General features: G+C 36.5%; 11 protein-coding genes and 1 tRNA gene. 4 read left to right on the top strand and 8 right to left on the bottom strand.

The genetic code is table 11. The features are described 5' to 3' along the window. Positions 1-38 precede the first annotated feature (38 nt). The 4 genes from ABWU58_RS06705 to ABWU58_RS06720 all read right to left on the bottom strand — a co-directional run bounded on the left by ABWU58_RS06705 (position 39) and on the right by ABWU58_RS06720 (position 3,819). Positions 39-962 (bottom strand): helix-turn-helix domain-containing protein, encoded by a 924-nt coding sequence (locus tag ABWU58_RS06705; RefSeq protein WP_353282985.1) that lies wholly within the window; start codon positions 960-962, stop codon positions 39-41. 122 nt (positions 963-1,084) lie between these two features. Then, entirely contained in the window at positions 1,085-2,035 is a 951-nt protein-coding gene (locus ABWU58_RS06710; protein WP_353282986.1) for an ankyrin repeat domain-containing protein, read from the bottom strand. Positions 2,036-2,196: 161 nt separating this feature from the next. After that, entirely contained in the window at positions 2,197-2,433 is a 237-nt protein-coding gene (locus ABWU58_RS06715; RefSeq protein WP_353282987.1) for a hypothetical protein, read from the bottom strand. A 252-nt stretch (positions 2,434-2,685) separates the two neighbouring features. After that, on the bottom strand, positions 2,686-3,819 hold the full coding sequence (locus ABWU58_RS06720; RefSeq protein WP_353282988.1) for a hypothetical protein: 1,134 nt from the start codon (positions 3,817-3,819) through the stop codon (positions 2,686-2,688). Positions 3,820-4,193: 374 nt separating this feature from the next. On the opposite strand from ABWU58_RS06720, the gene nuoF reads away from it, so the two are divergent. Continuing rightward, the gene (gene nuoF, locus ABWU58_RS06725; RefSeq protein ID WP_353282989.1) at positions 4,194-5,447 is read left to right on the top strand and encodes an NADH-quinone oxidoreductase subunit NuoF; all 1,254 of its coding nucleotides are present in this window, start codon (positions 4,194-4,196) and stop codon (positions 5,445-5,447) included. Positions 5,448-5,475: 28 nt separating this feature from the next. On the opposite strand, the gene infC is transcribed toward nuoF, so the two are convergent. From infC to nuoI, 4 genes are read right to left on the bottom strand one after another with little or no spacing between them, the layout of a single operon-like run. Then, positions 5,476-5,994, bottom strand: a complete 519-nt coding sequence (gene infC, locus ABWU58_RS06730; RefSeq protein ID WP_353282990.1) for a translation initiation factor IF-3 — start codon at positions 5,992-5,994, stop codon at positions 5,476-5,478. A gap of 12 nt (positions 5,995-6,006) precedes the next feature. Next, positions 6,007-7,908, bottom strand: a complete 1,902-nt coding sequence (thrS, locus tag ABWU58_RS06735; protein WP_353282991.1) for a threonine--tRNA ligase — start codon at positions 7,906-7,908, stop codon at positions 6,007-6,009. A gap of 45 nt (positions 7,909-7,953) precedes the next feature. Continuing rightward, positions 7,954-8,181, bottom strand: coding sequence for a hypothetical protein (locus tag ABWU58_RS06740; protein ID WP_253302749.1), 228 nt, complete (start codon positions 8,179-8,181; stop codon positions 7,954-7,956). Then, entirely contained in the window at positions 8,181-8,663 is a 483-nt protein-coding gene (gene nuoI / locus ABWU58_RS06745; protein WP_038199316.1) for an NADH-quinone oxidoreductase subunit NuoI, read from the bottom strand. The genes ABWU58_RS06740 and nuoI overlap by 1 nt, the downstream gene beginning before the upstream one ends. A gap of 222 nt (positions 8,664-8,885) precedes the next feature. Between nuoI and mnmE the strand changes: the two genes are divergently transcribed. The 3 genes from mnmE (at position 8,886) to ABWU58_RS06760 (ending at position 11,750) form a co-directional block, all read left to right on the top strand. Then, the gene (gene mnmE, locus ABWU58_RS06750; RefSeq protein ID WP_353282992.1) at positions 8,886-10,430 is read left to right on the top strand and encodes a tRNA uridine-5-carboxymethylaminomethyl(34) synthesis GTPase MnmE; all 1,545 of its coding nucleotides are present in this window, start codon (positions 8,886-8,888) and stop codon (positions 10,428-10,430) included. Positions 10,431-10,477: 47 nt separating this feature from the next. Continuing rightward, positions 10,478-10,565 (top strand) — tRNA-Ser (locus ABWU58_RS06755). 168 nt (positions 10,566-10,733) lie between these two features. Next, positions 10,734-11,750 carry an NAD(P)/FAD-dependent oxidoreductase gene (locus ABWU58_RS06760; protein WP_353282993.1) on the top strand — a complete coding sequence of 339 codons (1,017 nt, stop codon included), beginning with the start codon at positions 10,734-10,736 and terminating at the stop codon, positions 11,748-11,750. The last annotated feature ends 542 nt before the right edge of the window (positions 11,751-12,292 follow it).

A 12,292-nucleotide genomic window follows, 5' to 3' on the forward strand; every position in this document is an offset into this window, starting at 1 on the left:
ATCTTGATATTTATGGTCCTTCAAGCATGCCACTAGCTTTAAGGTTTTGTAGGCCAGTCGCCTACATTAATAGGAACACCTACCTTAAGTAGGTTCTTTGCCACTTCTATTTCCCCTATTTTTTTACCCTTTTCTTTATCAATCTGTATTCTTTTAGATACTGACATAATTAATGAATAAAATTTATCACGTATTTCTTCATCCTCAATTTTATTATACTCTCTCACTAAATCTAGTACTCCATTTTCTCCCTCATTACTTCTTTCAATTTCAACATTGCCTTTTTCTATTAGTTCACTAATTTTCGGCAGTAGAGTTTTGGCATGCGTTGATAATTCGTTTGCTATGCTAAGCAGTTTTCCTATTGTCATGACATGGGTTCCTTGCTCGTAGCGTCTTATTTGACCACCTGTTAAACCGACTTTATTTCCTAAATCTTCCTGAGAACGTCCTCTTGCTAGCCTCCAGTCTTTCATATTTTCCCCTGTTTTATAGGCTATAAAATTAACTACCTCTGTTTTATCATGTTTCTCAAGTTCATCTTTAGACAAGCCTGTTGTTTGGAGAATGATATCAACAGAAATACCCGCTTTAAGTAGATTCTTTGCTACTTCTGCTTTTTTACCTTCTTCTTCCCCCATCTGGATAGATTTATTTAATGCAGAGGCTATCTTACATAATTCCTGATTCCTAAATTTTTTACATTCTCTAACTAGATTTAATGTTTTTTCTACCTCACCTTTCTCTGATGCCGTCGATTCAGGCAGTAGTTTTGCCATATCAATCATTAGTTCCACTACTATCATACAGAATGTAATGATTGAAATCGGATTTTCCCCTCGCTCATATCTGGACATTTGCTTCTCTAATACTCCGACTTTACTTCCTAGACCTGCTTGAGTATATTTTTGCCTTTCCCTCTCATATTTTAACTTTTTCCCTACTTCATAGTCTGTAGTCATGTCTCTTTAAAATATTTTGAGACAAAGATATACTCTTTTATCTAAGATTCTATTAAAGAACACTCTCCTACCGCACAGAAATGTAAAATAGGAGAGCTGAGTAAAAGAGGTTTCTGCTTTCTCTAAATATGTGCACCACGGCTGATAAGGTACTCCTTTACGTCCTCTTTATACCTTTTATCTTGATATTCACTATCTTGAATAGCCAAGCGCAGCGGTGTATTATCATTCTTGTCTCTGGCATTTATATTTGCCCCATTTATTACAAGACATTTGACCATGTCAAAGTTACAATGTTCAGCAGCTATATGTAATCCAGTGGTGCCATCTTCTGTTGTAGCACTGACATAAGCTCCTTTCTCTATTAGGTATTCTACTACTTCAACATTATCTCGCTCAACAGCATCAAGTAAAGGTGTCCAGCCGTTTTTTTCCACAAAGTTTACATCAACTCCTTTCTCCTCTACCAAATATTCAACAACATCCAAGTGGCTACATAATATTGCTGTTTCCAACAGATCATTGCCGTCATAAACAACATTTTTTTCATCTATCAGATATTCTATAGTATCCAGGTCACCACCTACAACAGCTTGACCAAATAAAGTACCTCCATATTCGTCTGCTGTCATAGGATCAATACCCTTTTCTTCTACAAAATATTTGACTATTCTAACATGGCCATATTGAAATGCATAATATACGGGAGAACCTTCACCGTCAGTAATATTATAATCAGCACCCTGATCTATTAAAAATCTTACCACATCAATATTTCCTGAATAGACAGCGTAATACAACGGAGTCCAACTACATTCATCCTGAGCGTTTAAATCAGCTCCTTCAATTAGAATATATGCAGTTAAATACAAATTACCTTTTTTTGCAGCAATACACAAAGGAGTACATCTGTACCGACCAATAGCGTTAATATCAGCCCCTTTCTCTATAAGATGTTTAACTGCTTCAAGATTACCTTCTTCCACAGCTAAATGCAAAGGCGTATTTCCTTTATCACTCTTAACATTAACATCTTTCTTATCTACTAAATACTTTTCTATGATATTACACATACCAACCTCACTAAATTAATAAAACTATTCCATTCTACAGACACAAACATTATTTTTTTATTAACTGCAAAACCCGTATAAATTCCTATATGCACTGCTCATTCTCTCTCATGAGGGCATTCATAATTATGCTAATATCTTATATATATTAATTAATAATCTCACTTTCTTCCCTCTTCAATGGCCTCTTCTATGACAGCAGCTATTTCGTTCAACTTCTTCAACTGATTAACTTCTGAATTTGCACGCATTTCCTTAAGCACCTTTTGATAAAGATCTTGTCTTTTCTCATTATCGAACAGTTTGCAGTATAGTTTTAGCTGCTCAGGGGTCTTTGATAGTAGTCGTGCTAGCGTATTGTTGCTTAATTCTCTACGGCTATTGTTATTATTACTCATGTAAAAATCCTCACTAATTAACGCTTCAATTTTTTTTAATGTTTACTACTGTTTTCTTAGTAGTATTGGCATAAAGCCATCTATTTTGGCGGAAGTCAAGAGATTTTTTAAATATTTATTTGTTATTAATAATAGTAAGGATATCAATATATTAATTTCGAAGTTGAAAAGTAAAATCAATGGTAGTTGGGCTGACACTTTCCACTTTTTCTAGCTTTGTGCCAAGCTTTAGAGCATTATACAACGCATAACTCACACAACAACTATTCCGCCAACTACCGCTATGGCGTACATTTTCAATACACAAGCTATGATACTACTGACTAGTAATGCTGCACCAACACTACCAGCCAAGATTGCTCGTCTTTGTTGCATTGATGGTTTTTCTTTTTTGTCTGCAGTATTTTCTTTGCTAGACCCATTATCAAAACATGCAGCAGAAGAAAGGCTGTTGGAAGCATCTTGCTCTTGTATGTCAGTTTCTGTTACAGCAGTTTCATTTTTTTCGCATATTCCAGCATTATCAAGCTTTTCTATTGAAGCAGCGATATCTTTGTCCTCTATAGCTATTGCATTACTGTTTTCGCATGGTTTATGTTCTATAGATTCTTCAAGACTACTTTCATTACTATTTTCATATGCATCAACTGGTACCACGATATTATCTTGAAGCACTTTTTCACTTCTAGCTGTAGTAGCTTTGGCTGTTACAACAGTGGACTGCTGGGTTACTCTCTTATTAACAAGTTCTCCGGAGAATTTTAAGATTTCTTCTACAGCCTCACTATTTTTACGTGCTTCAGCATAGGTGAATGGAGTGTAAGTTGTTTCTTTGCCATTTGAATGTTTTATCGTTATTCTTTTTTTGACAATCTCTTTCAAGATACCATTTTCCTCAGAGATTTTTAACACTGCTCTCATAATGTCATTGTCTCTACGTGATATAGCATCTGTAAGTATTGTATGATTTTCTTCCCGACCATCTGAATGTTTTGTGGTCATCTCTTCATTCAGAACTTCCTTTAATAGTTTTTGTTTTTTGGCTTCTTCTAAAAGATCTTTTACAGCTTGATTATTTTTATGACTTATAGCATAATGTAGTAGTGACAATGCCTCCTCTCTACCCTGATACTTGTAAGTTATTTTTGCTAAAAGAATCGTACTTGCGTTATAGCTGGACCTTTTGAATATTCCATTTCTGAACCTTCCAGCAATACCTTTCCCTTCTTCTATTTCTCTTGCTAGCTTTTGAATATTCTTTCTATCTTTATTTGTTAATTCATATATATCACATACTAATTCACCAGTCAGTTTTGACGTTTTCATAGTTCCTCCTATTGTAAGATTTGTTGATTTAGTTGTAGTAGTTGCAGTTGCTCGCTCCATAGCTTCGGTATCTTCAATAAGCTATGTTTTATTGTTTAAAGTATCTTCGGCTTTGTTGCATATGAAGGAGCGTAGATGGCAAATTCGAAGATAGGCAGAATTTTAAGTTAAGCAAAGTAAGATTGAAGGAAGCTATAAAAATTAGAAAACTTGATTGAAATTAGTAACGACAAAAAATCTTTTATTGACTCAATTCTATTTTATTCTACAAATTTGCTTTAATTTTTCTTGTAAGTTCTCAACTGGGTGTGTATCCTTACGTGAGTGAAGATTGATAAAACGCATTCTATATCGCTAATTTTGTCAAATTGACAAGCAAGCGTGAGAGGAGTTCTTTTTTAGTGTTACTCCTTCACTCACAAATTTTGAAAAACATGCTAAAAGAACAAGACAAAATATTCACCAACCTAAATGGTAAAGAAACTCCCCTGCTTGAGGGTGCAAAAAAACGTGGTAGCTGGCAAAAAACAAAAGAATTACTGGATTTAGGATCAGAAAAAATCATTGATGAAGTAAAGAAATCTGGCCTGAGAGGTCGAGGAGGTGCAGGATTTTCCACCGGCCTTAAGTGGAGCTTTATGCCTAAAAATCCTACAAAAGCATATTTGGTAGTCAATGCAGATGAGTCAGAACCTGGTACATGTAAAGACAGAGACATATTACGATATGAGCCACACAAGCTACTTGAGGGGATTCTTCTAGCTGGCAGAGCGATCAGCGCATCAGCTGCGTATATTTATATCAGGGGTGAATTTTATAATGAATATTTAGTTCTAAAAAAGGCACTTGAGGAAGCCTATAAAGAAAACTTAATTGGAAAAAATGCCTGCAAATCAGGCTATGATCTTGATGTGTTTATCCATAGGGGTGCAGGAGCTTACATATGTGGGGAAGAAACAGCTCAACTCGAATCAATTGAAGGAAAAAAGGGCTTTCCTCGCATGAAACCTCCATTTCCCGCAGGTGTTGGACTTTTTGGCTGCCCAACCACAATAAACAACGTTGAAACTATAGCCATGGTTCCAGATATTCTAAATCGCGGAGGAGAATGGTTTGCATCTCTTGGTAAACCAAATAATACTGGCACTAAGATCTTTTGCATTTCAGGGCACGTAAACAACCCGTGTAATGTTGAAGAAGAGCTCGGAATTCCACTACGTGAATTAATTGAAAAATACGCAGGTGGAGTGCGAGGAGGTTGGGATAATTTACTTGCTGTGATACCTGGTGGGTCTTCAGTGCCATTAATTCCAAAATCTATGTGTGATACTATTGAAATGGATTTTGATTCATTAAAAGCTGCACAATCAGGGCTTGGTACTGCTGCTGTAATAGTGATGGATAAATCAACTGATATAATAGCTGCAATAGAGAGGTTATCACACTTTTATATGCATGAGTCCTGTGGGCAATGCACACCATGCCGTGAAGGTACTGGATGGATGTGGAGGATTATGAGGAGGATGGTGGCAGGAGATATTAAGCCTAATGAAATAGATAAACTGCTTGACCTTACGGCTCAAATAGAAGGACATACAATTTGCGCGCTTGGCGATGCTGCAGCTTGGCCGATTCAAGGATTAATAAGACATTTTCGCCATGTTATCAAAGAGAGAGCGATAATTTAACTCTACTTATACTTCTTAAGCCGTTTTGCTACTTAGCAACCAGAGCTAAAAAATATTGATTCCCTTCTCTTTTAGGTGCCAATTCTACCTTTGCAATATCTTCAGTGTCTCTAATTAGCCGTTCTAATTTTTGCAGTCCAACTTCAGTGTTTATAAGCTCTCTGCCCTTAAATCTCATTGTAACTTTGATTTTATGTCCGTGGGCAAGTAGGTCTCTTGCTTGACGCAATTTTGTTCCGTAATCGTGATCACCAATATTAGGACCCAGTTTAATTTCTTTTATAGTTAATGTTTTTTGTTTCTTTTTTGCTTCACTTGCTTTCTTTTTTATATCATACTTTTGTTTGCTATAATCCAGAATTTTACATACTGGAGGGGTTGAATCAGGTGCAATTTCTACCAAGTCTAAACCAACACCCTGTGCAAGTTCCAAAGCTCGTTCTATTGGCACGATTCCGACCATTTCACCACTATGATCAACTAAGCGCACCTCCTTAGCTGTGATGAATCCATTAATTCTGTTTTTATTGTTCTTTTTGACTTGCAAACTTTAACTCCCTTAATTCAAATTAATACTTTTTAACAACAATTCAATAGCCTTCTCCAAAGAAAAAGACTCCTGTCTTTCCGATCCTAAATTTCTCACTGACACAGTTTTACTTGTAACTTCATTTTTGCCTACAATCCACAATATAGGAACCTTGTTTGAACTATGCAAACGTATCTTATAACTAATTTTTTCATTGGTCAAATCAGTCTTGACTCTCACACCTTGTTCTTTTAAAATATTGCTAATTTCTGTGGCGTAACCGTCAGCTTCATTTGTAATGGTCAGAATAGCAAGTTGCGTTGGAGCAAGCCAAACTGGAAATTTTCCTGCATAATTTTCTATCAAAATTCCAATAAAACGTTCAAAAGTTCCAAGAATTGCCCTATGTAACATGACAGGGTGATGCTTGTGCCCATCTGCCCCTATATAAAAAGCTCCCAGACGTTCTGGTAAAATGAAATCAACTTGTAATGTTCCACATTGCCAATTTCTGCCTATTGCGTCTTTCAAAACAAACTCTAACTTTGGACCATAAAATGCACCTTCACCAGGGTTAAGTTTATAACTCAAGCCCGCTTCTTTAACGGCTTCAAGCAGCGCTTTTTCAGCTCTATCCCACACTTCATCATTACCTGCTCTAATATCTGGACGGTCTGAAAATTTCACAGAAATTTCATTGAATCCAAGCTCTGAATATACTTCTTTTAAAAGGTCACAAAACTTTACAGTTTCAGAATTTACTTGTTCTTCCATACAAAAAATGTGTGCATCGTCTTGCGTAAAACCACGCACTCGCATCAGTCCGTGCAATGAGCCTGAGCTTTCATTTCTATGGCATGTGCCAAACTCTGCCATACGTATCGGTAAATCACGATAGCTTCTGGTGTGAGAATTAAAAATCTGCACATGACAGGGGCAACTCATGGGTTTTATTGCTAGCTTTTTGCTTTCAGACTCGTCAACAGTAAACATATTTTCACGAAACTTATCCCAATGTCCAGATCTTTCCCACAGCTCTTTGCCTACTAAAATAGGGGTTTTTACCTCAAAATAGCCATTATTTATCAACTTCTTTCTGATGTAAGACTCAAGAACATTATATAAAATATATCCTTGTTCATGCCAAAAAACCTGCCCGACAGCTTCCTCTTGAATGTGAAATAAGTCCATATCCTTAGCAATTTTGCGGTGATCGCGTTTCTCTGCTTCTTTGAGACACTCAAGATAAGCGTTTAATTCATCCTGATTTCTCCATGCTGTGCCATATATTCGCTGCAACATTGGGCCCTTTGCATTACCTCGCCAGTATGCACCCGCTACTTTCATAAGTTTAAACGCTTTAACTCTGCCGGTTGATGGTGAGTGCGGACCACGGCATAGGTCTACAAAATCGCCTTGTCTATAAACAGTTAGGTTTTCATCCTCTGGTATGGATGAGATAATATCAACCTTATATTTTTCGCCTATACCACTAAAGAAATCAATTGCCTGTTTGCGAGTCCAAACCTCTCGAACAAATCTGTGATTACTTTTTACAATCTCTTTCATTTTCTTTTCTATTGCGGTAAGATCGTCCGTAGTGAAGGTAAGATCTGTAGCAAAATCATAGTAAAAACCGTCCTGAATTGTTGGGCCGATAGTAATCTGAGTATTAGGAAATAGCTCTTTCACTGCCTGCGCCATTATATGAGCAGCATCATGCCTTATTATATCTAAACCCGCTTCGTCACTCAGTTGTATTACCTCTATCTCTGTATCAGATTCAATTTCACGTGAGAGATCATATAACTCACCATTTACTTTCAATGCAACTGCTTCTTTCAAAGTATCCGGTTGTAATATATCAAAGCCAGTGACTTTACCACTGTATTCTTTTACTTTTTGTTCGGTTGAAAAAGTAACTTTAATCATTTATCGACCCTTTTGTCATCCAAGTAACCCTATCCTTGTCATCCCCTATGATGTCATCCCAGTGCGTGACACTGGGATCCATCTTATTTTTATAATGGAAATTAGTTTAACGTATGCTTCTAAAATCTGTTGTCCATTGCACAATTTGCAAATATTTTTATACCTGGATCCCAGTGTCACACACTGGGATGACAAAAAAAGGAACACTGAAATGACAGAAAAAAAGCACCTGGGTAACAAAGGAATGATTTGAAAGCTATAAATTTTTAACATCAGTAATACGGCCTATTCTTTTTTAACCTGAGTGCAATTGCGTCTTCCCAAACTTCACCATTACGCAATAACTTTTCTTTATTGTACATTAGCTCCTCTCTTGTTTCAGTAGCAAATTCAAAGTTAGGACCCTCCACAATTGCATCAACTGGACATGCCTCTTGGCAAAGCCCGCAGTATATGCATTTTGTCATGTCAATATCATAGCGTGTGGTGCGACGACTACCGTCTTCTCTTTCCTCTGCTTCAATAACTATTGCTTGAGCAGGGCAGATAACTTCGCATAATTTACAAGCTATGCATCGTTCTTCACCGTTTGGATACCTACGTAACGCATGCTCACCACGAAACCTTGGACTTAAAGGGCCCTTCTCCATAGGATACCTCAAAGTAACCTTTGGCTTAAACATATATTTTAATGTAATAACAAACCCTTTAATTAACTCTACAAAAGACCAGTACCAAGCTAATTTCTTGAGCATAAAATATTTAAAACTTGTGTCAGTCATTATAAATCATATTATCAGTTTTCAAAATAAATATTTTTACCTGGGTGACTTTTACAGCTTTTCTATATAATACATTCACTAGTATGATAGTACTGCATTAATATAAACTAGCAAGATAGATAAAAATTTTGAATATTTTCAAATTAGGTATTTTGGTTTCTTAAGTGTAATATTGCTAAGTAGTTTATATAAATAATGACAAACACAAATGAAACTATTTTTGCTTTATCGACCGTATTTGGTAAGTCAGGAGTTGCAGTAATTAGAATTTCAGGCAACTATGCGCTTAAAGCTTTAAATCATTTTCATATTAAGAAAGAAATTAAACCAAGATTTGCTACTTTAGTTGATCTATATGATGATTCCAGTCAATTAATAGATAATGGAATAATCATCTATTTCCCTGCTCCAAACAGTTTCACTGGCGAGGACGTTATAGAGTTACAAGTGCATGGAAGCAAGGCAGTCATAAAAATCATCTTGGAGGAATTATCAAAAATTTTCGTTATGGCCAGGCCTGGAGAATTCTCACTTAGGGCTTTTCTAAATGGTAAATTTGACTTAACGCAAATAGAAGGGATTGCAGACTTAATTGATGCTGAAACGAAAATGCAAGCTAAACAAGCGATTAAGCAGATATCTGGAGAATTGGAGAGACTATACAGCAATTGGAGGCAAAGATTAATAACGATACAATCCAAAATCGAAGCATATATAGACTTTCCAGAGGACATTTGGGCAGAAAAAAGTGAATTGGAAAAAATTAATAATGAAGTGCAATCTCTCGTGCAGTTGATACAAGAGCATTTAAATGATAATAGACGGGGCGAAAGGTTGCGTGAGGGTTTACATATTGTAATAACTGGTGAACCAAATGTCGGTAAATCAACTCTGTTTAATTTCTTAGCCAAGCGTGATATTGCTATTGTTTCTGAATATGCAGGCACAACAAGAGACGTGCTTGAAGCTCATATTGACATTGGCGGATACCCAATCATTCTCTCTGATACTGCTGGAATTCGTGAGAGTTCAGACCCGATAGAATCAGAAGGCATAAGTCGAGCGAAAAAGAGGTCTTTTGAAGCTGATTTAAGAATAGAACTGTTTCCTTTTGAACAACGACACGATGTCAATTATCAAGCCACAGGCAATATACCATCCGTTGTACCAGTGCTTGACACACAACTATGCAAATATTGTAATCAACAAACGGTGTCATCCCAGTGCGTGACACTGGGATCCAGATATAAAAATACTTGCAAATTATGCAATAGACAATGGATTCTAGAAACATGTACTGAAAACAATGTTCATGATGAGATAAGCTGGATTCCAGTGTCAGCTACTTGCATGACATCAGACCAAAATGACACCATTTATGTTCTGAGCAAAGCTGACGATGTTATCAATAATCACAATATAAAAATTAATGGCATAGATCTTTTACCCATTTCTATTTTAAAGGGAATAGGTACAAACAAGTTGATCTCTCTCATAAAAAAGAAGGCAGAGGAGAAATTTGGGCATGATAGAGACACTCCTGTGATTACTCGGCAAAGACATAGGAGTCACATGCAGAAAGCACTGGAACATTTACAACATTTTAATATCGATAATCCAATTGAGTTAATATCTGAAGATTTGAGGCTCGCTGCATTTGAACTTGGTGCGGTGATTGGAATTATTAATGTTGAGGAAATATTGGGTAGTGTGTTTAGCAACTTTTGCGTGGGCAAGTAAAGCTTTTATAGATTGCTTAAAATAAAATGTTGTGATAGAAAAGAAATGGACGGATGGCCGAGCGGTTTAAGGCACCAGTCTTGAAAACTGACGTACGTGATGAGCGTACCATGGGTTCGAATCCCATTCCGTCCGCACAGCATCTCGCTATGCTAGCTGATTTTTAGAGCTTATTTGGACTATGTGGTTCATAACGCTGGAAATCTTATCTAATCTAGCCACATCTTTTAAAAATACATCCCTTTGTAAATTGACCTTATTAGCGAAGAAAGCTAATATCTATAAATAGATTACCATCTGAATATGAAAACCAATATAGTAATAATAGGTGCAGGGCCTGTTGGAATATTCACTGCTTTTCAAGCGGGAATGCTTGATATGAGATGTCATATAATAGATGTTTTGGATCAAGCAGGAGGACAATGCACAGCTCTTTACCCAGAAAAGCCAATATATGATATACCTGGTTATCCTGTAATTACTGCCCAAAAATTAATTGAGCGACTAATGAAGCAAGCTTCACCATTTGAGCCTGTTTACCATTTAAGTCAAAAAGTGGAAAAGATTTCGAATAACGGAGGTGAAAACTTTACTGTCATAACAAACATAGGTACAGAGGTAAAATGCAAAGCCATTATCATTGCTGCAGGTAACGGAATGTTTGAACCTAACCGTCCACCCTTAAGTGGTATATTAGAATATGAAAATAAATCTGTATTTTACAGTGTAAATAAAATTTCTGATTTTCAGGACAAAACTATAGTCATTGCAGGGGGGGGTGATTCTGCAGCTGATTGGACTGTAGAACTTTCTAAAGTTGCAAAGAAAATTTATGTGATACATAGAAGAAAGAAATTTCGCTGCACTCCTGAAACTAGAAATAAATTAGAATCACTTGAAAATGATGGAAAGATAGAACTGGTAGTGCCATATCAATTACACGAACTAGCAGGAGGTAATGGGCAGTTGAGCGCAGTGATAGTAAAAAACATTGCCTCTAAGGAAGAAAAAGAAATATCCGCTGATTTTTTGCTGCCATTTTTTGGACTGTCAATGAATCTTGGTCCAATAAACAGTTGGGGTATAGAGTTAGAACATGGCCGCATAATTGTCGACCCAGCTACACTTAGAACCAGTAGAGATAGAATATATGCAATCGGAGATATAGCTACTTATTCAGGCAAACTAAAGTTAATATTAAGTGGTTTTGCTGAGAGTGCCATGGCTTGTTATGACATATACAAAATAATCCACAACTCTCCAGTCAATTTTCAATACTCGACTTCAAAAGGAATTCACGGGAAAGAAAAACTTGCTTGACACCCTTCGCCAGCGCCCTTATTATGATAGTGAAGCTATTTATTTATCTTCGCAATCTGTGCAGGTTAATGACAAAAAACTTAGGGTATTTGGCGTCTCATGTTTAATTTTTCGCACTACGTGCATCGCATGTCTTTAAAAATTTTTAGGTTTTTACCTATATAAGCCGAAACGCGCTTACAAAGCGTTTAAGACAGCAAAAAACGTCAAATTGACAAGGGAGAATTTGAATGCTAGCTACTACGGGGTTTCTTTGCCTTTTTTCCTGCTTAGTAAATTTCTTAAACACTTGCGGTGTAGGTTAGTTGCAAGTTAAAAGCAGCTAAATCGCTCTTAATCAAGCGTTTAGAATAAAAAAACGCCGATATTTTAGTACATAGTAAATAGCCAACCACCACGGGGCTTCTTTTGCCTTTTTTTTCATTTGGTAAATTTCTTAAATATTTATGGCTAAACGACAACCGTCATCCCGCTACGTGTTAGCGGGATCTATGCCAAGAGATACCGTGACGATATGATGTAGGACTGCTGTCATTCCAGCG

This window comes from Wolbachia endosymbiont (group A) of Pogonocherus hispidulus, from assembly GCF_964028195.1.
GTDB lineage: Bacteria > Pseudomonadota > Alphaproteobacteria > Rickettsiales > Anaplasmataceae > Wolbachia.

Bases quoted from the DNA above. Each gene is read 5' to 3' on its own strand.
- ABWU58_RS06705 (WP_353282985.1), bottom strand. From the start codon at position 962: ATGACTACAGACTATGAAGTAGGGAAAAAGTTAAAATATGAGAGGGAA.
- ABWU58_RS06710 (WP_353282986.1), bottom strand. From the start codon at position 2,035: ATGTGTAATATCATAGAAAAGTATTTAGTAGATAAGAAAGATGTTAAT.
- ABWU58_RS06715 (WP_353282987.1), bottom strand. From the start codon at position 2,433: ATGAGTAATAATAACAATAGCCGTAGAGAATTAAGCAACAATACGCTA.
- ABWU58_RS06720 (WP_353282988.1), bottom strand. From the start codon at position 3,819: ATGGAGCGAGCAACTGCAACTACTACAACTAAATCAACAAATCTTACA.
- nuoF (WP_353282989.1), top strand. From the start codon at position 4,194: ATGCTAAAAGAACAAGACAAAATATTCACCAACCTAAATGGTAAAGAA.
- thrS (WP_353282991.1), bottom strand. From the start codon at position 7,908: ATGATTAAAGTTACTTTTTCAACCGAACAAAAAGTAAAAGAATACAGT.
- ABWU58_RS06740 (WP_253302749.1), bottom strand. From the start codon at position 8,181: ATGTTAAAAATTTATAGCTTTCAAATCATTCCTTTGTTACCCAGGTGC.
- nuoI (WP_038199316.1), bottom strand. From the start codon at position 8,663: ATGCTCAAGAAATTAGCTTGGTACTGGTCTTTTGTAGAGTTAATTAAA.
- mnmE (WP_353282992.1), top strand. From the start codon at position 8,886: ATGACAAACACAAATGAAACTATTTTTGCTTTATCGACCGTATTTGGT.
- ABWU58_RS06760 (WP_353282993.1), top strand. From the start codon at position 10,734: ATGAAAACCAATATAGTAATAATAGGTGCAGGGCCTGTTGGAATATTC.